Consider the following 23,185-nt stretch of genomic DNA (forward strand, 5'->3'; position numbering starts at 1 on the left):
GCGCTCACCGATGTCGAACCGCAACTAACCGGCAGCGTCGACGAGGTAGGTGTTGAGAACTCGTGCAATGTCCGCCAAAGCTCGTGGCGTGGTCATACGAATATGGGTGGCATCGATGGGATAGTAGTCGATTGAACCAGTTATGTATGGTTGCCAGCAACTTTCGGCAACCTCCCGAGTCATATCGTCAGCTGCGGCGGCGAAGAAAACCATGTCTCCGTCGAACACGGCGGGGTGGTAGTCGGCGACCAACCGGGGCGCGTCATTGAAGGATTCGACGATCCGCTTCACGTGTGATGGCTGGAGAAACTCGAATGACCCGGTTCGCAGATGAATCAATTCGGTCGCTTGTTCAGCCGACATGGTTTCCCCCGCGGCATCGAAGTCTTCGGCACCGAATCCAAACAGATCGGCTAGCTCGACCAGGATGTCTTCAACAGTGAATTCCTGGTTTGCAGTCGAATCCGCTTCGCGGAAAAAGCTGTCCAGCATCGCCAGCATCGAGACCTGTTTCCCGAGAAGGCGAAATCGTGTGGCTACGGCGTGGGCAATAACTCCGCCCAAGGACCAGCCGAGCAGGTGATATGGCCCATCTGGTTGCACGGCCTGGATCTCCCGGACGTAGTGCTCCGCCAACTGTTCGATCGAACGGGGATGCGGGTCGTCTTCGACGAGTTCGGGGGATTGCAGCCCGTAGATTCGCCGTCTCGGTTCGGTGTATCGACCCAAACCTGCGTAGCACCAGGCCAATCCGCTAGCCGGGTGTATGCAAAAGATCGGGTCGGAATCCCCAACTGATGTGATCGGGAACAGGACGTCGAATGCCGAAGGTCCGGTCGGCACAATAGGTGTAGACCCGTCGGAGACCGCCTCGACTCTACTGGCGATCGCTTCCACCGTGGCTCCAGTGAAGAGCCATGTCACTTGCATCTCGACGTCGAGAGCCTCGCGCAGCCGCGCACTGACCTGGATGGCGAGCAGCGAGTTGCCGCCCAGGGTGAAGAAGTCGTCGTCGAGTCCGACGCGGTCGACGCTGAGGACGTCGGTGAAGACGTCGGCGATGGTCTGTTCGGTGGGGGTGACCGGTGGTCGGAACTGCCGGTTCAACGGCGCTGGTGCGGGGAGTGCGCGGCGGTCGATCTTGCCGTTGGTGGTCAGGGGTAGTGCGTCGAGGATGGTGATGGGGGTGGGCACCATGTAGTCGGGGAGGTGGTCGGCGGCGAAGGTGTGGATTGTGGTGGGGTCGAGGGGGGTGTGGTCGCGGGGGACGACGTATCCGACGAGTCGGTCGCCGGTGTGGTGGTCGTGGTGGACTGTCACTGCGGCGTGGGTGATGTCGGGGTGGGTGGTGAGGGTGGCTTCGATTTCGCCGAGTTCGATGCGGTGGCCGCGGATTTTGACTTGGAGGTCGCGGCGGCCGAGGTATTCGAGGGTGCCGTCGGGGTGCCAGCGGACGAGGTCGCCGGTGCGGTACATGCGTTGGCCGGGTGGGCCATAGGGGTTGGCGATGAACCGTTCGGCGGTCAGTGCGGGTCGGCTGTGGTATCCGCGTGCCAGCTGTACCCCGGACACATACAACTCGCCTACCACCGCCACCGGTACCGGATGCAAGCGATGATCCAGCACGTAGGCGTGGCAGTTGGTCTGGGGTGTGCCGATGGGTACCACCGACTCTTCGTGCTGGGTGCAGCGGTGGCAGATGACGCTGACGGTGGTTTCGGTGGGCCCGTACTGGTTCCATACCGTCGCCGGACCGAACTCCGCCAACCGTGCGACCGTCTGCCCGGACAGCGTTTCACCGCCGAGGTAGACCACCCGCACGCCGCGGAGGACGTCGGGTGATCGGCTGGCCATCAGGGCGGTCAGTACCGTCGGCACCGACGCCACGTGAGTGACCTTCTGTGCCCGGATGAGTTCGGCGAGGTAGTCGGGGTCGCGTTGGCCGTCGGGCCCTGCCAAGACCACGCAGCCCCCGACCTGCAGCGGTGCGAAGAGGTCGGGGGTCGACGCGTCGAAGGTCACCGCGTTGCTCTGCAGAAGACGATCACCGGCACGGTGATCGAACGCCTCGACCACCCACTGAGCCTCGTTGACGATCGCGCTGTGCGCCACGGTCACCCCCTTCGGCCGGCCGGTCGATCCCGAGGTGAACATCACGTACGCCATGTTCTGCGGGCGTAGTGGTGCGCGGCGGTCCGCGTCGGTCACCGGCGCCGCGGACAGCGGTGACAGATCGATGGTGTCGAGGTGGAGGACCGGTACCGGGTCGGGCAGGTCGTCTTGGTCGTCGTGGGTGGTGGTCAGCATGCAGGTGGGTTGTGCCACTGCGAGAATGAAGTGTGTGCGCTCGGCTGGGTGGTCGGGGTCGATGGGCAGATACGCTGCACCGGCGGTGAGGGTGGCGTAGACGCCGACGATGAAGTCGAGGGAGCGGCGCATTCGCAGTGCCACGATGGTTTCCGGGCCCACACTCTGGGTGATCAGGTGTCGGGCGAGACGGTTGACGCGTGCATCGAACTCGGCGTAGGACAGTGTTCGGTTTCCGTCCACCACCGCGGGCGCGTCGGGTGTGCGCGCGACCTGCGCACCGAACATCGACACCAGTGTGTCGGTGGTTGTCGCATGATCGGTGTGGTTCCAGTCCTCGAGGATCAGCTGTTTTTCGGTGGGGTCGAGGAGGTCGATGTCGCCGACCGGGCTGTCGGGCCCGGCGACCGCTGCCTCGAGGAGCCGGGTGAACCGGTCTGCGAATCCGCGGACGGTGTCCTCGTCGAACAGGTCCTGTGCGTAAGTCAGCGCGGCGGTCAATCCTCGAGCGGCACCGTCGCGATCGACGCGTTCACTCACCGTCAGCGTGAGGTCGAACTGGGTGGCGGTGTGGTCGATGTCCTCGATGTGGGCGGTCAGTCCCGCCAGTTCGAGCTTCGGGGGCTCTTGGTTCTGGAAGACGAGCATCACCTGGAACAGTGGGTGTCGGGTGGTCGATCGTGCCGGGTTGAGGGCCTGGACCACCCGTTCGAACGGCACGTCGGCGTGCTCGAATGCGGCCAGGTCGGTTTCTCGCACCGTCGTGAGCAGTTGGGTGAAGCTGCTGGCGGCGTCGACCGGGGTTCGCAGTGCGAGGGTGTTGACGAACATGCCGACCAGATCGTCGAGTGCCGGGTCGCCGCGGCCGGCGACCGGGGTGCCGATGATGATGTCAGTGGTGCCCGACATCCGGGCCAGGAACATCGCGAACGCGGTGTGCACCACCATGAACACGGTCGCGGTGTGTTGTCGTGCGAGTTCGGCTGCCGCGCGGTGGGTGTGTGCGTCGATGGTGAACGTGTGTGTCCGGCCACGGTGCGACACCACCGACCGGGTCCGGTTCCCCGGCAATTCGAGCTGTTCGGGCAGCCCGTCGAGTGTGGAACGCCAGTAGGTCAGCTGTTGCGCGAGCACCGAGTTGGGGTCGTCGTCGGAGCCGAGTAGTTCGCGCTGCCATAGGGTGTAGTCGGCGTACTGCACCGCCAGTGGTGGCCACGATGGCGTGTGTCCGCCGGTTCGGGCCGTGTAGGCGGCCATGAGATCCCGGGCCAGCGGGGCGATCGAGGAGCCGTCGGCGCAGATGTGGTGCAGCACCACGGCGAGCACGTGTTCGTTGTCGGCTGTCTCGAACAGGGCGGCCCGTACCGGCACCGATGTGGTGACGTCGAACTCGGCGGAGGCCATCGACAGCAGTCGTGCGGCGAGCTCGTTCTCGGTCACCGCGGCGGTGGCGAATCCGCTACTGACCTCGGCTGCCGGGACGATCGCTTGGTGCGGGCCGGCCTCGGATTCGGGGTAGATCGTCCGGAGGGTCTCGTGCCGGTTGACGAGGTCGGCGATCGCTGCCAGCAGTGCGGCGGTGTCGATTGTTCCCGCGAGGCGCACGGCGAATGGGATGGTGTAGACCGGTGAGTGTGGGTCGAACCGGTTGAGGAACCAGATGCGTTGCTGTGCATACGATAGCGGGATGTGTTCGGGTCGGGGCCGGGGCAGCAGCGGTGTGTGTGCGTCCGCCGTCGCCCGGGAGGCGAGCCACGTCGACAGTGCCTGCACCGACGACGCCTCGAACAGCACCCGCATCGGTACCCGCGCATCCATCGCCACACCCAGCCGCGACACCACCTGCGTCGCAAGCAGCGAGTTGCCGCCGAGGGTGAAGAAGTCGTCGTCGAGTCCGACCCGCTCGCGGCCGAGGACGTCGGCGAACACCCCGGCAACGACCCCCTCCTCCGCCGTCATCGGCGCCCGGTACTGTGGCACCGGCAATACCGGTGCCGGCAACGCCCGCCGATCCACCTTCCCACTGGCCGTCAACGGCAACCGATCCAGCACGGTTATCGGCGAGGGCACCATGTAGTCGGGGAGGCGGTCCGCGACCATCGCGCGGACACGATCCGGGTCGAGGTGGGCGCCGTCACGTGAGACGACGTAGCCGACGAGCCGGTCCCCGGTGCGGGGATCGTGGTGCACCGCGGCGACAGCCTGGGTTACGTCGGGATCCGCCGTCAGGGTTGCTTCGATTTCGCCGAGTTCGATGCGGTGGCCGCGGATTTTGACTTGGAGGTCGCGGCGGCCGAGGTATTCGAGGGTGCCGTCGGGGTGCCAGCGGACGAGGTCGCCGGTGCGGTACATGCGTTGGCCGGGTGGGCCATAGGGGTTGGCGACGAACCGTTCGGCGGTCAGTGCGGGTCGGCTGTGGTATCCGCGGGCCAGCTGGACCCCGGACACATACAACTCGCCCACCACTGCCACCGGTGCCGGATGCAAGCGGTGGTCCAGCACGTAGGCGTGGCAGTTGGTCTGGGGTGTGCCGATGGGTACCACTCTCTGTTCGTGCTGGGTGCAGCGGTGGCAGATGACGCTGACGGTGGTTTCGGTGGGCCCGTACTGGTTCCATACCGTCGCCGGACCGAACTCCGCCAACCGTGCCACCGTGTGCCCGGACAGTGTTTCACCGCCGAGGTAGATCACCCGCACGCCGCGGAGGACGTCGGGTGATCGGCTGGCCATCAGGGCGGTCAGTACCGTCGGCACCGAGGACATGTGGGTAATCGCTTGGGTGCGGATGAGTTCGGCGAGGTAGTCGGGGTCGCGTTGGCCTTCGGGCCCTGCCAAGACCACGCAGCCCCCGACCTGCAGCGGTGCGAAGAGGTCGGGGGTCGATGCGTCGAAGGTCACCGCGTTGCTCTGCAGGAGACGGTCACCGAAGCCGTAATCTAACGCAACCCACTGCACCTCGTTGACGATCGCGGTGTGCGCCACGGTCACCCCCTTCGGCCGGCCGGTCGATCCCGAGGTGAACATCACGTACGCCATGTTCTGCGGGCGTAGTGGTGCGCGGCGGTCCGCGTCGGTCACCGGCGCCGCGGACAGCGGTGACAGATCGATGGTGTCGAGGTGGAGGACCGGTACCGGGTCGGGCAGGTCGTCTTGGTCGTCGTGGGTGGTGGTCAGCATGCAGGTGGGTTGTGCCACTGCGAGAATGAAGTGTGTGCGCTCGGCTGGGTGGTCGGGGTCGATGGGCAGATACGCTGCACCGGCGGTGAGGGTGGCGTAGACGCCGACGATGAAGTCGAGGGAGCGGCGCATCCGTAGTGCCACGATGGTTTCCGGGCCCACACTCTGGGTGATCAGGTGTCGGGCGAGACGGTTGACGCGTGCATCGAACTCGGCGTAGGACAGTGTTCGGTTTCCGTCCACCACCGCGGGCGCGTCGGGTGTGCGCGCGACCTGCGCACCGAACATCGACACCAGTGTGTCGGTGGTTGTCGCATGATCGGTGTGGTTCCAGTCCTCGAGGATCAGCTGTTTTTCGTCGGGGTCGAGGAGGTCGATGTCGCCGACTGGGCTGTCGGGATCGGCGATGATGGCTTCGAGGGCGCGTAGGTATCGGTTGAGCAGGGCTTGGACGTATGGTTCGTCGAACAGGTCGTGGAGGTAGGTCAGGGTTAGTCGGATTTGGGTGTCGGCGGTGATTTTCAGGGCGAGGGGGTAGTGGGTGTTGTCGTTGGCGGTGATACCGGTGAGGGTGATGCCGTCGAGTGCGGCGGCCTGTTCGGTGAGTGCGGCGTGTTCGACGGGATACGACTCGAACACCGTCAGGGTGTCGAACAGGGCGTCGGTTGTGCCGGCGGATTGCTGGATGTCGGTGAGCCCGAGGTAGTGGTGGTCGAGCAGGTCGGTTTGTTCACGGTGCATCCGCGTCAGTAGTTGGGTGATCGACTCGTCGGGGTCCGCTCGCACCCTGACCGGCACGGTGTTGATGAACAGTCCGATCATCGATTCCACGCCTGCGAGCTGGGGTGGCCGTCCTGACACGGTGCTGCCGAAGACGGTGTCGTCGCGGCCGGTCATCCGCATCAGCAGAATTCCCCAGGCCGCCTGCATCACCGTGTTGACGGTGACATCGAGTCGGGCGGCCAACTCGGACAGGGCACGTGTTTTGTGCTCGCCGAGATCGGCGGTTACGTCACCGGCCCGGGAGGAGATCTCTCGGCCCGGGTCGGCGGGGGCGAGCAGGGTCGGGCCCTCGACACCCTCGAGCGCCGCCGCCCAGGCCTGCCGCGACGCTGCCTCGTCTTGTTCGGTGCGCCATTCCAGATAATTGCGATACGGGCGGGTGGGAGGCAACGCCGACGGCTCGTCGCCGGCGGCATAGAGTGCGAGCATGTCCGTCATCAGTAGTGGCATGGACCAGCCGTCGAGCAGGATGTGGTGGTTGGCGACGACCAGCTCGTATCGGTCCTCGGCTACCGTGACCAGTGTGAATCGGATCAACGGCGGTGCGGTCAGGTCGAAGTGGGTGGCCTGATCGTCGGCCAGCAGTCGCGTCAACGCGTCCGGGCGAGTGGTGTCGTCGACTTGGCGTAGATCGACCTCGGACCATGGCACCGGCAGCTTGTCGAGTACCAGCTGGACGGGTATGCCGTCGGCTGCCTCGACGAACGCCACCCGCAGGTTCGGGTGGCGATCCAGTACCGCCTGTGCCGCCGCATGCAACCGGGTGGCGTCCACCCGGCCGGTGAGGGTGAATACGACCTGCATCGAGTACACGTCGACCGATGACGCGGCCAACAGCGCGTGGAACAGCAGACCCGACTGCAGCGGCGTCAGGGGCCACACGTCCGTGACGGCCGGATACGCCGCTTCCCAGCGGTCGATGTCCGATTGACGTGCGGTGATCAACGGTAGATCCGACGGTGTCAGCCCGCCGGCGTCGGGGGTCTGCGCATGGGTGGCGAGCGCGGCGAGCGCCGCACACCATTGTTCCGTCAAGTCCTGCACATCGGTCCGCGCGATTGCACCCGTCGGGAATGTGAACGTGGCGCCCAGCACCGGACCCTCGCCGTCGTCGGTGACGATCGCATTGATGTCGACGACGCCGTTCGCCGGCAGGTCGGCATCTCCCGGAGCGGCGATGTCGCCGAGACGGCGACACGGTGACCACTGCGCCCCCCGCATCTCGTTCGGCACACCACCGCCGGACATCCGGCCGAGGTAGTTGAAGCTGATCTGGCCGACCGGCAGCGACCGTAACTGCTCGGCTGTGTCCCGATTCAGGTAGCGCAGCAGTCCGAAGCCGATACCCCTGTCCGGTAAAGATCTGAGCTGCTCCTTGATCGACTTGACCGCCAGGCCGGCCGCGGCGCCCCCGGCGAAGGCCTCGTCGAGGTCGGCGGCCCCGATATCCAGACGCACCGGAAACACGGTGGTGAACCATCCCACCGTCCGAGACAGATCCGCTCCCGCGGCAATCTGCTCCTGGCGGCCGTGTCCCTCGAGTTGGATCAGTGTCGAGGATTCGAAGACCTGCCGCGCGCGCCACCACCGGCAGACGGCCAACGCCAATGCCGCCAGCAGTCCGTCCTCGACGCCGCCGTGGAACAGTGTCGGCACGGTCGTCAGCAATGACGCCGTCACCGGCGCCGGTATGCGCAACTCGACCCGGTCGAGGGTGGATCCCACATCGATCGCCGCGTTGAACGGGCGGAGGCCCAATACCGGGTCGGGCGCCTGCAACAGCGTCTGCCACATCGGCAACTCCGCCAGCCGCGCCGGGGTCGACGCCTCCTCGACCAACGCGTGCGCCCACCGACGCATCGACGTTCCGACGGGATCCAACACCGGGGTGTGCCCAGCGGTCACCTGCGCCCATGCGGAGGCCAGGTCCGGCAGGATGATTCGCCACGACACCCCGTCGATCACCAGGTGGTGCGCGGCGATCAGCAACCAGCCCGGCCGTTGGGCGGTGCTGCCTCCCGACCGGAAATCGAGCCACACGAACTGCACCATCACGCCCGTCGTCGGCGCCAACCGCCCCAACGCCGCATCCAGTTGCGCCGACGCCAACGCCGCCGCGGCTTCCTCGTCGAGATCGGCGGTGACCTCCACCCGACGAACAAGGCCGTCCACATCGATGGCATCCGATCCACCGACTTCCAGGCCCCAGCCGCGCTCGTCGCCGACCAGTCGCGAGCGGAACATGTCGTGGTGAGCGAGCACGGCCGCGGCCGTCGCCACCAACCCACCGCGGTCAATTCCGGGCGGCAACTCCACCACCATGTGTTGCGAGAATCGACCGAAGCCGCCACCGCGCTCGATCAGCGCCCGCGCGACCGGGGTCAGCGGCATCCACCCGATACCGCCGCCCGGCAACTCCTCGAGCACCACCGGCGGGCCGGAGTCCTCGGGACGCTGCGCGACTTCGGCCAAGCCGCCAACAGTCCTGCGCTCGAATACATCGCGTGAGGAGAACACCACGCCCCGGGCTTTCGCGCGCGAGACCAACTGAATCGCGACGATGCTGTCGCCACCGAGAGCGAAGAACGACTCGTCGACCCCGACGCGATCGACGCCGAGGACGTCGGCGAAGACGTCGGCGATGGTCTGTTCGAGGGGAGTGGCCGGCGCCCGGAACCGGGGTGTCGGTAGTACGGGTGCGGGTAGTGCGCGGCGGTCGATCTTGCCGTTCACGCTCACTGGCATCCGGTCGAGAGTCACGAACACCGACGGCACCATGAAATCAGGCAGGCGCGCACCGACCGTCGCGGCGAGCCTCTCGGGGTCGACGTGGGCGCCCGGGGCCGGCACCACATAGGCGACCAATTGCTCGGTGACGGGGCCCTTGTGCACCGTCACTGCGGCGTGGGTGATGTCGGGGTGGGTGGTGAGGGTGGCTTCGATTTCGCCGAGTTCGATGCGGTGGCCGCGGATTTTGACTTGGAGGTCGCGGCGGCCGAGGTATTCGAGGGTGCCGTCGGGGTGCCAGCGGACGAGGTCGCCGGTGCGGTACATGCGTTGGCCGGGTGGGCCGTAGGGGTTGGCGACGAACCGTTCGGCGGTCAGTGCGGGTCGGCTGTGGTATCCGCGGGCGAGTTGGATTCCGGCCAGGTGCAGTTCTGCGGTGACGCCGGTGGGGACGGGGCGGAGTCGGTCGTCGAGGACGTAGGCGTGGGTGCCGCGGATCGGGCCGCCGATGGTGATCGGGCCGCCGGGTGGCAGTGGTCCGCTGCAGTTGCTCATCACGGTGGTTTCGGTGGGGCCGTAGCCGTTGAAGAATCGGCGGGGGGTGTGGGAGGTGTCGGTGGGTGTGGCCCAGCGGGTGAGCAGGTCGGGGGTGCAGGCCTCGCCGGCGGAGAGGACGGTGTGCAGGGTGTGGAGGTGGGTGGGGTCGATGGTGGCGAGTGCGGCCGGTGTGATCACGGCGTGGGTGATGTGGGTGGTGTGGAGGAGGTGGGTGAGTTCGTCGCCGCCGAAGACGGTGGGTGGGGCGATGACCATGGTGGCGCCGGATCCGGCGGCGAGGAGCAGTTCGAAGACCGAGGCGTCGAAGCTCGGTGAGGCCACGGCCAGGGTGCGGGAGTCGGGGGTGATGGTGAATCGTTCGCGTTGTTCGGCGGCGAGGTTGGCGAGCCCTTGGTGGGTGACGGCGACGCCTTTGGGGGTGCCGGTGGAGCCGGAGGTGTAGAGCAGGTAGGCGGTGTTGGTGGTGTGCAGGGGTCGGAGTCGGTCGGTGTCGGTGATCGGTCCTGAATCCATGGTGTTGCAGTGGGTTTCGAAGTCGGGGGTGTCGATGAGAAGCCACGGCAGTGGTCCGGGCAGGGTGGTGGTGTGTTGGGTGGTGGTCAATCCGAGTGCGGCTCGGGAGTCCGAGAGCATGTGGGTGATGCGGTCTTTCGGGTAGTTCGGGTCGATGGGGAGGAACGCGGCACCGGTTTTGGTGGTTGCCCAGACTGCGAGGATCGCGTCGGGGGAGCGGGGGAGTGCGATGGCGACGGTGTCTTCGGTGCCGATGCCTTCGGCGATCAGGATTCGTGCCAGCTGGGAGGAGGCGGTGTCGAGTTGTTCGTAGGACAGGTGGTGGTCTCCGTATGTCACCGCTGGTGCGGTGCGGTCGTGTGCTGCGGCGGTGGCGAGCAGTTGTGGCAGTGTCGTTGCGGGGTGTTCGGGGCCGCCGGTGCGGTCGAGCAGGTTCCGTTTTTCGTCGGGGTCGAGGAGGTCGAGGTCGCCGACCGGGCTGTCCGGATCGGCGACCGCTGCCTCGAGGAGCCGGGTGAACCGGTCTGCGAATCCGCGGACGGTGTCCTCGTCGAACAGGTCCTGCGCGTAAGTCAGCGCGGCGGTCAATCCTCGAGCGGCACCGTCGCGATCGACGCGTTCACTCACCGTCAGCGTGAGGTCGAACTGGGTGGCGGTGTGGTCGATGTCCTCGATGTGGGCGGTCAGTCCCGCCAGTTCGAGCTTCGGGGGCTCTTGGTTCTGGAAGACGAGCATCACCTGGAACAGTGGGTGTCGGGTGGTCGATCGTGCCGGGTTGAGGGCCTGGACCACCCGTTCGAACGGCACGTCGGCGTGCTCGAATGCGGCCAGGTCGGTTTCTCGCACCGTCGTGAGCAGTTGGGTGAAGCTGCTGGCGGCGTCGACCGGGGTTCGCAGTGCGAGGGTGTTGACGAACATGCCGACCAGATCGTCGAGTGCCGGGTCGCCGCGGCCGGCGACCGGGGTGCCGATGATGATGTCAGTGGTGCCCGACATCCGGGCCAGGAATATCGCGAACGCGGTGTGCACCACCATGAACACGGTCGCGGTGTGTTGTCGTGCGAGTTCGGCTGCCGCGCGGTGGGTGGGTGCGTCGATGGTGAACGTGTGTGTCCGGCCACGGTGCGACACCACCGACCGGGTCCGGTTCCCGGGCAATTCGAGCTGTTCCGGTAGACCGTCGAGTGTGGAACGCCAGTAGGTCAGCTGTTGCGCGAGCACCGAGTTGGGGTCGTCGTCGGAGCCGAGTAGTTCGCGCTGCCATAGGGTGTAGTCGGCGTACTGCACCGCCAGTGGTGGCCACGATGGCGTGTGTCCGCCGGTTCGGGCCGTGTAGGCGGCCATGAGATCCCGGGCCAGCGGGGCGATCGAGGAGCCGTCGGCGCAGATGTGGTGCAGCACCACGGCGAGCACGTGTTCGTTGTCGGCTGTCTCGAACAGGGCGGCCCGTACCGGCACCGATTCTGTGACGTCGAACTCGGCGGAGGCCATCGACAGCAGTCGTGCGGCGAGCTCGTTCTCGGTCACCGCGGCGGTGGCGAATCCGCTACTGACCTCGGCTGCCGGGACGATCATTTGGTGCGGGCCGGTTTCGGATTCGGGGTAGATCGTCCGGAGGGTCTCGTGCCGGTTGACGAGGTCGGCGATCGCTGCCAGCAGTGCGGCGGTGTCGATTGTTCCCGCGAGGCGCACGGCGAATGGGATGGTGTAGACCGGTGAGTGTGGGTCGAACCGGTTGAGGAACCAGATGCGTTGCTGCGCATACGATAGCGGGATGTGTTCGGGTCGGGGCCGGGGCAGCAGCGGTGTGTGTGCGTCCGCCGTCGCCCGGGAGGCGAGCCACGTCGACAGTGCCTGCACCGACGACGCCTCGAACAGCACCCGCATCGGTACCCGCGCATCCATCGCCACACCCAGCCGCGACACCACCTGCGTCGCAAGCAGCGAGTTGCCGCCCAGGGTGAAGAAGTCGTCGTCGAGCCCGACCATCTCGCGGCCGAGGACGTCGGCGAACACCCCGGCAACGACCCCCTCCACGGTGGTGGCCGGTGGCCGGAACCGGGGTGTCGGTAGTACGGGTGCGGGTAGTGCGCGGCGGTCGATCTTGCCGTTCACGCTCACTGGCATCCGGTCGAGAGTCACGAACACCGACGGCACCATGAAATCAGGCAGGCGCGCACCGACCGTCGCGGCGAGCCTCTCGGGGTCGACGTGGGCGCCCGGGGCCGGCACCACATAGGCGACCAATTGCTCGGTGACGGGGCCCTTGTGCACCGTCACTGCGGCGTGGGTGATGTCGGGGTGGGTGGTGAGGGTGGCTTCGATTTCGCCGAGTTCGATGCGGTGGCCGCGGATTTTGACTTGGAGGTCGCGGCGGCCGAGGTATTCGAGGGTGCCGTCGGGGTGCCAGCGGACGAGGTCGCCGGTGCGGTACATGCGTTGGCCGGGTGGGCCGTAGGGGTTGGCGATGAACCGTTCGGCGGTCAGTGCGGGTCGGCTGTGGTATCCGCGGGCGAGTTGGATTCCGGCCAGGTGCAGTTCTGCGGTGACGCCGGTGGGGACGGGGCGGAGTCGGTCGTCGAGGACGTAGGCGTGGGTGCCGCGGATCGGGCCGCCGATGGTGATCGGGCCGCCGGGTGGCAGTGGTCCGCTGCAGTTGCTCATCACGGTGGTTTCGGTGGGGCCGTAGCCGTTGAAGAATCGGCGGGGGGTGTGGGAGGTGTCGGTGGGTGTGGCCCAGCGGGTGAGCAGGTCGGGGGTGCAGGCCTCGCCGGCGGAGAGGACGGTGTGCAGGGTGTGGAGGTGGGTGGGGTCGATGGTGGCGAGTGCGGCCGGTGTGATCACGGCGTGGGTGATGTGGTTGGTGTGGAGGAGGTGGGTGAGTTCGTCGCCGCCGAAGACGGTGGGTGGGGCGATGACCATGGTGGCGCTGGATCCGGCGGCGAGGAGCAGTTCGAAGACCGAGGCGTCGAAGCTCGGTGAGGCCACGGCCAGGGTGCGGGAGTCGGGGGTGATGGTGAATCGTTCGCGTTGTTCGGCGGCGAGGTTGGCGAGCCCTTGGTGGGTGACGGCGACGCCTTTGGGGGTGCCGGTGGAGCCGGAGGTGTAGAGCAGGTAGGCGGTGTTGGTGGTGTGCAGGGGTCGGAGTCGGTCGGTGTCGGTGATCGGTCCTGAATCCATGGTGTTGCAGTGGGTTTCGAAGTCGGGGGTGTCGATGACGAGCCACGGCAGTGGTCCGGGCAGGGTGGTGGTGTGTTGGGTGGTGGTCAATCCGAGTGCGGCTCGGGAGTCCGAGAGCATGTGGGTGATGCGGTCTTTCGGGTAGTTCGGGTCGATGGGGAGGAACGCGGCGCCGGTTTTGGTGGTTGCCCAGACTGCGAGGATCGCGTCGGGGGAGCGGGGGAGTGCGATGGCGACGGTGTCTTCGGTGCCGATGCCTTCGGCGATCAGGATTCGTGCCAGCTGGGAGGAGGCGGTGTCGAGTTGTTCGTAGGACAGGTGGTGGTCTCCGTATGTCACCGCTGGTGCGGTGCGGTCGTGTGCTGCGGCGGTGGCGAGCAGTTGTGGCAGTGTCGTTGCGGGGTGTTCGGGGCCGCCGGTGCGGTCGAGCAGGTTCCGTTTTTCGTCGGGGTCGAGGAGGTCGAGGTCGCCGACTGGGCTGTCGGGATCGGCGATGATGGCTTCGAGGGCGCGTAGGTATCGGTTGAGCAGGGCTTGGACGTATGGTTCGTCGAACAGGTCGTGGAGGTAGGTCAGGGTTAGTCGGATTTGGGTGTCGGCGGTGATTTTCAGGGCGAGGGGGTAGTGGGTGTTGTCGTTGGCGGTGATACCGGTGAGGGTGATGCCGTCGAGTGCGGCGGCCTGTTCGGTGAGTGCGGCGTGTTCGACGGGATACGACTCGAACACCGTCAGGGTGTCGAACAGGGCGTCGGTTGTGCCGGCGGATTGCTGGATGTCGGTGAGCCCGAGGTAGTGGTGGTCGAGCAGGTCGGTTTGTTCACGGTGCATCCGCGTCAGTAGTTGGGTGATCGACTCGTCGGGGTCCGCTCGCACCCTGACCGGCACGGTGTTGATGAACAGTCCGATCATCGATTCCACGCCTGCGAGCTGGGGTGGCCGTCCTGACACGGTGCTGCCGAAGACGGTGTCGTCGCGGCCGGTCATCCGCATCAGCAGAATTCCCCAGGCCGCCTGCATCACCGTGTTGACGGTGACATCGAGTCGGGCGGCCAACTCGGACAGGGCACGTGTTTTGTGCTCGCCGAGATCGGCGGTTACGTCACCGGCCCGGGAGGAGATCTCTCGGCCCGGGTCGGCGGGGGCGAGCAGGGTCGGGCCCTCGACACCCTCGAGCGCCGCCGCCCAGGCCTGCCGCGACGCTGCCTCGTCTTGTTCGGTGCGCCATTCCAGATAATTGCGATACGGGCGGGTGGGAGGCAACGCCGACGGCTCGTCGCCGGCGGCATAGAGTGCGAGCATGTCCGTCATCAGTAGTGGCATGGACCAGCCGTCGAGCAGGATGTGGTGGTTGGCGACGACCAGCTCGTATCGGTCCTCGGCTACCGTGACCAGTGTGAATCGGATCAACGGCGGTGCGGTCAGGTCGAAGTGGGTGGCCTGATCGTCGGCCAGCAGTCGCGTCAACGCGTCCGGGCGAGTGGTGTCGTCGACTTGGCGTAGATCGACCTCGGACCATGGCACCGGCAGCTTGTCGAGTACCAGCTGGACGGGTATGCCGTCGGCTGCCTCGACGAACGCCACCCGCAGGTTCGGGTGGCGATCCAGTACCGCCTGTGCCGCCGCATGCAACCGGGTGGCGTCCACCCGGCCGGTGAGGGTGAATACGACCTGCATCGAGTACACGTCGACCGATGACGCGGCCAACAGCGCGTGGAACAGCAGACCCGACTGCAGCGGCGTCAGGGGCCACACGTCCGTGACGGCCGGATACGCCGCTTCCCAGCGGTCGATGTCCGATTGACGTGCGGTGATCAACGGTAGATCCGACGGTGTCAGCCCGCCGGCGTCGGGGGTCTGCGCATGGGTGGCGAGCGCGGCGAGCGCCGCACACCATTGTTCCGTCAAGTCCTGCACATCGGTCCGCGCGATTGCACCCGTCGGGAATGTGAACGTGGCGCCCAGCACCGGACCCTCGCCGTCGTCGGTGACGATCGCATTGATGTCGACGACGCCGTTCGCCGGCAGGTCGGCATCTCCCGGAGCGGCGATGTCGCCGAGACGGCGACACGGTGACCACTGCGCCCCCCGCATCTCGTTCGGCACACCACCGCCGGACATCCGGCCGAGGTAGTTGAAGCTGATCTGGCCGACCGGCAGCGACCGTAACTGCTCGGCTGTGTCCCGATTCAGGTAGCGCAGCAGTCCGAAGCCGATACCCCTGTCCGGTAAAGATCTGAGCTGCTCCTTGATCGACTTGACCGCCAGGCCGGCCGCGGCGCCCCCGGCGAAGGCCTCGTCGAGGTCGGCGGCCCCGATATCCAGACGCACCGGAAACACGGTGGTGAACCATCCCACCGTCCGAGACAGATCCGCTCCCGCGGCAATCTGCTCCTGGCGGCCGTGTCCCTCGAGTTGGATCAGTGTCGAGGATTCGAAGACCTGCCGCGCGCGCCACCACCGGCAGACGGCCAACGCCAATGCCGCCAGCAGTCCGTCCTCGACGCCGCCGTGGAACAGTGTCGGCACGGTCGTCAGCAATGACGCCGTCACCGGCGCCGGTATGCGCAACTCGACCCGGTCGAGGGTGGATCCCACATCGATCGCCGCGTTGAACGGGCGGAGGCCCAATACCGGGTCGGGCGCCTGCAACAGCGTCTGCCACATCGGCAACTCCGCCAGCCGCGCCGGGGTCGACGCCTCCTCGACCAACGCGTGCGCCCACCGACGCATCGACGTTCCGACGGGATCCAACACCGGGGTGTGCCCAGCGGTCACCTGCGCCCATGCGGAGGCCAGGTCCGGCAGGATGATTCGCCACGACACCCCGTCGATCACCAGGTGGTGCGCGGCGATCAGCAACCAGCCCGGCCGTTGGGCGGTGCTGCCTCCCGACCGGAAATCGAGCCACACGAACTGCACCATCACGCCCGTCGTCGGCGCCAACCGCCCCAACGCCGCATCCAGTTGCGCCGACGCCAACGCCGCCGCGGCTTCCTCGTCGAGATCGGCGGTGACCTCCACCCGACGAACAAGGCCGTCCACATCGATGGCATCCGATCCACCGACTTCCAGGCCCCAGCCGCGCTCGTCGCCGACCAGTCGCGAGCGGAACATGTCGTGGTGAGCGAGCACGGCCGCGGCCGTCGCCACCAACCCACCGCGGTCAATTCCGGGCGGCAACTCCACCACCATGTGTTGCGAGAATCGACCGAAGCCGCCACCGCGCTCGATCAGCGCCCGCGCGACCGGGGTCAGCGGCATCCACCCGATACCGCCGCCCGGCAACTCCTCGAGCACCACCGGCGGGCCGGAGTCCTCGGGACGCTGCGCGACTTCGGCCAAGCCGCCAACAGTCCTGCGCTCGAATACATCGCGTGAGGAGAACACCACGCCCCGGGCTTTCGCGCGCGAGACCAACTGAATCGCGACGATGCTGTCGCCACCGAGAGCGAAGAACGACTCGTCGACCCCGACGCGATCGACGCCGAGGACGTCGGCGAACACCCCGGCAACGACCCCCTCCACCACCGTCATCGGCGCCCGGTACTGTGACACCGGCAATACCGGTGCCGGCAACGCCCGCCGATCCACCTTCCCACTGGCCGTCAACGGCAACCGATCCAGCACGGTTATCGGCGAGGGCACCATGTAGTCGGGGAGGCGGTCCGCGACCATCGCGCGGACACGATCCGGGTCGAGGTGGGCGCCGTCACGTGAGACGACGTAGCCGACCAGCCGGTCCCCGGTGTGAGGATCGTGGTGCACCGCGGCGACAGCCTGGGTTACGTCGGGGTGGGTGGTGAGGGTGGCTTCGATTTCGCCGAGTTCGATGCGGTGGCCGCGGATTTTGACTTGGAGGTCGCGGCGGCCGAGGTATTCGAGGGTGCCGTCGGGGTGCCAGCGGACGAGGTCGCCGGTGCGGTACATGCGTTGGCCGGGTGGGCCGTAGGGGTTGGCGACGAACCGTTCGGCGGTCAGTGCGGGTCGGCTGTGGTATCCGCGGGCGAGTTGGATTCCGGCCAGGTGCAGTTCTGCGGTGACGCCGGTGGGGACGGGGCGGAGTCGGTCGTCGAGGACGTAGGCGTGGGTGCCGCGGATCGGGCCGCCGATGGTGATCGGGCCGCCGGGTGGCAGTGGTCCGCTGCAGTTGCTCATCACGGTGGTTTCGGTGGGGCCGTAGCCGTTGAAGAATCGGCGGGGGGTGTGGGAGGTGTCGGTGGGTGTGGCCCAGCGGGTGAGCAGGTCGGGGGTGCAGGCCTCGCCGGCGGAGAGGACGGTGTGCAGGGTGTGGAGGTGGGTGGGGTCCATCGTGGCGAGTGCGGCCGGTGTGATCACGGCGTGGGTGACGTGGGTGGTGTGGAGGAGGTGGGTGAGTTCGTCGCCGCCGAAGACGGTGGGTGGGGCGATGACCATGGTGGCGCCGGATCCGGCGGCGAGGAGCAGTTCGAAGACCGAGGCGTCGAAGCTCGGTGAGGCCACGGCCAGGGTGCGGGAGTCGGGGGTGATGGTGAATCGTTCGCGTTGTTCGGCGGCGAGGTTGGCGAGCCCTTGGTGGGTGACGGCGACGCCTTTGGGGGTGCCGGTGGAGCCGGAGGTGTAGAGCAGGTAGGCGGTGTTGGTGGTGTGCAGGGGTCGGAGTCGGTCGGTGTCGGTGATCGGACCTGAATCCATGGTGTTGCAGTGGGTTTCGAAGTCGGGGGTGTCGATGAGAAGCCACGGCAGTGGTCCGGGCAGGGTGGTGGTGTGTTGGGTGGTGGTCAATCCGAGTGCGGCTCGGGAGTCCGAGAGCATGTGGGTGATGCGGTCTTTCGGGTAGTTCGGGTCGATGGGGAGGAACGCGGCACCGGTTTTGGTGGTTGCCCAGACTGCGAGGATCGCGTCGGGGGAGCGGGGGAGTGCGATGGCGACGGTGTCTTCGGTGCCGATGCCTTCGGCGATCAGGATTCGTGCCAGCTGGGAGGAGGCGGTGTCGAGTTGTTCGTAGGACAGGTGGTGGTCTCCGTATGTCACCGCTGGTGCGGTGCGGTCGTGTGCTGCGGCGGTGGCGAGCAGTTGTGGCAGTGTCGTTGCCGGGTGTGCGGGGCCGCCGGTGCGGTCGAGCAGGTTCCGTCGTTCGGTGGCGTCGAGGAGGTCGAGGTCACCGACCCGACTCCCCGCATCGGCAGAAAGGAATCGTTCGAGAAAGGACAACAAGCGGTGGTGATGACGTTTGAGAACGTCGTCGTCGTACAGGCTCGGGTTGGCCTGGAAGTCGATGTGTGTCGTAGTGCCGCCCACGCTCGGGTAGATGTTGACGAAAAGATCGTCGACGAGCCCGGAGGTCAACACGTGCAGTCGGCCGAGGTGGGGTCCCAGCCGGATCTCTCGGTCGACCGGCATGATGTTGAGAGTCGGTCCAAACGAGCGATTGCGGCTGATGTCCCTGCCGAGATCGCGGCAGATGTCCTCACGCCGGTACCGCTGCCGCCGCAGCGCCCCGGTCAACTCGAGCTGGGCGGACTTGATCAGTGTCCCGATCGTCACGTCCGCGCCCACCTCGAGTTGGAGCGGTACGACATTGGCCACCATCCCACCTGAGCGTCGCAGCGGTGCGGTCGTTCGGGCCGAAACCGGCAGACTGAGTACGATGTCCGGTCTCCCTGTCATCCCGCACAGGAAGCCAGCAAGAGCAGCGACCAAGACCGGCGCCGCACTCGAGTTGTGCTTCGCGACAACCGAGTCGAGCATTGTGGCTACGTCGTGTGACAAGGCCGCGCTGGTCACTCGTGGATGCGCCTCGACGGGCGCCGACCGCCCGGCCAGGCTGGCAGGCTCCGGCAGTCCCTTGGTCCGTTCCACCCAGTACCGCCGATCCGCTTCGAAGCGATCCGAGTTCCGATAGGCAGCATCGATTTCAACGATCTGCGCGAGGTCCAGCACGCGGAGCGGCGGGGCTTCGACACCGGCTACTGCGGCCGTATACAACTCGGCAATACGCTGCACCAGATTCATGGCGCCGTAGCCGTCGAGCGCGATGTGGTGAATGCGTGAGTACCAGTGGTAGTGCCGATCGCCGACTCGGAGTATCGCCGAGACGGCGAGCGCATCGTGGAGGAGGTCTATCGGGGTGCTGAATTCGCGGCGCATCCACTGCTGCGCGGCGACGATCGGGTCGTCCTCCGCGCGAAGGTCGAATCGCCGGATCCCGCTGTCGGAAGTATCGTCGATCAGTTGATACAGCTCACCGTCGTGATCGACCAGGCGTAGGAACCCCGAACCGAACTCCCTGGCAGCCACGCGGCTGGTCGTCTCGAGCAAATCGATATCCAACTCGCCGAAGACCTCGACGTACTGCGCGATCGTGATCGGGAGCTCGCCGGCCAGTTGCTGGGCGAACCAGATTCCCTTCTGCGCGGCAGATAACCGGCATGCCTCCGACGGAAGGCAGGTCCCCGAGCGCTTTTCAACTCCTGGAACCAGTGGCGGGACGGCGTCCACGACTCTTCTCCGATCTGCTCTTTGCGCCAGGAGGCGTCCAAGGGTTGGGCTCGGGCCCGACCTCGGTGTGCTGGGGCTGCATGGAGGTCCGCGCGCATGTGGTGTAGATCGCTTCTCCCGCGTGGTCGAAATGTGTTGCCACGTTAGAGAAGAACTTGTTCTCGTCGAGTAGTGCGAGCACTGTCGTGTAGTGGCCGGGTCGGTGCTCGACGACGAGGTTGCCGCCCGCGTGCAGGAGCCGTGCCGCCGCAACAATGGTTTGCCGGGCGAGCCTCAGCCCATCTGTACCACCGACTGGGGCCTGCCGGTGGTACTCGCCGCATTGTGAGGGAAGGTCTTCGTCCCCGGGAATGCACGGTGGACGAGCGAGGACCAGATCCGCCGTTCCGTCGAGGTCGGACAGTAGATTGGGCGCGGTGACGGCGGTTTCGTGAAGCACGATCGGGCTCTCGCCGAGGCGGATCTGACGTTCGATGTTGCGTCGCGCCACGTTCAGGGCCGTCGGATCCACATCCACGGCGTGTACACCGGCATCGGCTCGGGCATGCGCGATCGCCAAGGCGATTGCTCCCGAACCGGTGCACAGGTCCACGACCACCGGAGTGGTGACATGTGAAATATCGGCGAGGGCCTCGGCAAGTACAAGTTCGGCATTGGCCCTGGGCGCCGGGACACCAGGGCAGACCCACACCCCTACACCGCCCACTTCGGCCCGCGAGAGTCGTCGCCCGGCTCGATCGATGGTGTCACTCGAGGTCCGCGGACCAACGTGGTGGGCGAGGGCGTGTGATCTGCCGGCGCTGATCGTGAGGGCCCTGCGCATGGCGGCCGCCTTGACCAGGGTCTCGATAAACTCTTCGTCGGGGTCGGACAATGCGACGATGGCGCCCCCGATCCCGAAGCTCACTGTCCCGTTCCGGGACACCATTGTTCGGATGACGATGCTGAGGTCGGCGGTGCCGTTGATCGACAGCCAGCCGAGGGCGCCCGAGTACACCCCTCGCGGCCCCTCCTCCAGCCGATCGATGATTTCCATGGTGCGGATCTTCGGTGCTCCGGTCATCGAGCCACCCGGGAAGCAGGCACGCACACACCCGACCGCAGTCGCGTCACCGCGCAGCGTCCCCCGAACCGTCGACACGAGCTGATGGACCGGTGCGTAGGTTTCGACGTCGAACAATCTCGGTACGTGCACCGAACCGGGAGTGCAGACCCGTGAGAGATCGTTGCGCACGAGGTCGACGATCATGAGGTTCTCGGCCCGGTCCTTTTCGCTCGTCAGAAGGTCCCGGCGGAGCGCGTCGTCCGTCGCAGCGGTTGCACCCCGCGGCCGGGTGCCCTTGATCGGTTTGGATTCCACGACCCGATCGGCGCCCACGCGCAGAAACCTCTCGGGAGAGGCGCTGAGTATGTCCGCTGCCTCGAACCTCAGGAGTGCTGCGTAGGGCACTGGAGTAATGGATCGGAGGTAGGCGAACGTTTCGACGGGGTCAATCTCGACATCGATCTGGGCGTGGTTCGTCAAGCACACTTCGTACGTCTCGCCGACCCGAATGTTTTCCAAACAGGTACGGATCTTGTCGAGGTAGGTTTCACGGTTGTGGCGCAGCGTCATGCGCGGGTCTGCTGCCGACCTGATGAGTGGCTCCGCGGGACGCGCATCGTCGGTCGTGACGGGCATCCGGTTGATTACCCGCGCCGTACGGCGCATCCAGTCGCGGGTTCCGGGTTCGTGTGCGTGCTCGCTGAGCGCCAGTAGGTAGCACGTGCCGTCGACGTGGTCGATCACGACTGCGCGGTCGGCGAAGACCAGGGCCGCGTCCGGTGTGTCCGCGGAGTGTTGCGCACTGCCGTCGGCTTCGGCCTTCAACTCGTAGCCCAGGTAGCCCACGTAGCCCAGATTGAACGAGAACGGCAGGTCAGGCGATGGCGGGACCGCGCGGATCCGCAACTGTTCGTCGAGATAGTCGAAGAATCGCACGCGTCGTTTGTGGGCCGGAACGCCGGAACGGTGCACCAGGACGGTGCCGTCCGCAACGTCGTACGTGACGTACTCGGCGCGTGGGCCAGATGCGTCGCCCATGATGGTGAAGCGGGCGTCCGGTTCCATTGTGGCGCTGCCATCGAGCCAAAAACTGTTGGGGCCGTCTGCGAACAGGTGCTCATACACCGTCTGTGGGTCGACTCGACGATCTATCCGTCGTGTTTCGACCACGTATGGCGACAAGGTCCGCGGCCGACGTCGTCGTGGCTTCGAGACGGATCCTCTCCGGCGGGTCGGGGTGAGGTCACGGAAGTTGGCGAGGAGTTCATGCCCATGATCGGTGCAGACCGACTCCGGATGAAATTGCAACCCCCACAGCGGGCGCAGACGGTGCCTTACCCCCATAAGGACCCCGTCGGATGTCCATGCAGTCGCCTCCAGTTCATCGGGGAGATCTTCGACGGCGAGAGAGTGGTACCGAACGACCGACAGAGGCGAGGGGAGACCCGCGAACAATTCCCTTCGGTCGTGAAATATCTTTGAGTTTCGACCGTGCCTCGGCTCTGGAGCCAGGACGACACGCGCACCGAACAGTTGGCATAAACCCTGATGGCCGAGGCACACTCCTAGTGTCGGAAGCCCACCCTGCAGAATGGCCAGCGAGCTGATGCCGAAGTCGCGTTCGATTGCTGGACGACCGGGCCCCGGAGAGATCACGATGTTGTCGAACTCGGCCAGATCGATCGCACGCCAGTCCACGTCGTTGCGCACCACCGTCGGCGGGCACCCGTTGACGTCGCTGAGAAAGCTGTAGAGGTTGTATGTGAAGGAATCGTAATTGTCGATCAACAACGTCTTGGTAAACATCGTTTGCCCGGCTCTCGGCGCGTGAGGGATACGACACTGCGTTGTCTCTCGGCGGTGCAACGACTTGATGAGGTCCCTCGAACTTATTGCAGGAGCTTTCGTCTGAGCGTGTACCCCCGTGGCGCCCTCCTCCATCACGGGGAGCTCGTGTGATACACCGACTGGAGGCGAATCGGCCGACTTTTTGAGATGAGGCGCCATACCGTGAAGTCCGCCCGTGCCCGCGATGGTGCGGGATGATTGCCACCAAGACCTCTCGATGCGTCGGCCCCGCCGCGAGGCTCCGCCGACCTGAGGAAAACTAGCTGCTGAGTGCCGGCGATGCCCGCTCGTGCATTCTTGGTGACGAGCCAGCCGGGGGACAGCTGGGTCCTTCTATCGTCGATACTGTGGGCCTGGTGGACATGATCAATCCTTAGGAGGGCTATTTAGCCTGTCTATCAACGCAACCAGCCCAGACCCCGACACGCCGCGCGATTGCGCGCACTCCACCTTAAGTCACCAAAGTCCGTGGAAACAAGGTCGCCCAGTCGGCAGTGGTCCACAGAGCAATTGGTCGGTTTTGTACACCGGTACATCACATCCCGGAATCCCCACAATTCGCGGAACAGC

At 66.2% G+C, this 23,185-nt stretch carries 2 protein-coding genes; both read right to left on the reverse strand.

The window, feature by feature from the left end; translation table 11 throughout:
- Nucleotides 1-24 precede the first annotated feature (24 nt).
- Nucleotides 25-19,722, reverse strand: coding sequence for a non-ribosomal peptide synthase/polyketide synthase (locus OYT95_RS35935; RefSeq protein ID WP_268790306.1), 19,698 nt, complete (start codon nt 19,720-19,722; stop codon nt 25-27).
- On the reverse strand, nt 19,688-22,573 hold the full coding sequence (pabB, locus tag OYT95_RS35945; RefSeq protein ID WP_328286523.1) for an aminodeoxychorismate synthase component I: 2,886 nt from the start codon (nt 22,571-22,573) through the stop codon (nt 19,688-19,690). Before pabB ends, OYT95_RS35935 begins: the two co-directional genes overlap by 35 nt.
- Nucleotides 22,574-23,185: the final 612 nt, after the last annotated feature.

Origin of the sequence: Rhodococcus sp. JS3073 (assembly GCF_026810085.1) — a bacterium.
Classification (GTDB): domain Bacteria; phylum Actinomycetota; class Actinomycetes; order Mycobacteriales; family Mycobacteriaceae; genus Rhodococcus_F; species Rhodococcus_F wratislaviensis.

Excerpts from the sequence above, each read along its gene's own strand:
- pabB (WP_328286523.1), bottom strand. The coding sequence starts at position 22,573 with ATGTTTACCAAGACGTTGTTGATCGACAATTACGATTCCTTCACATAC.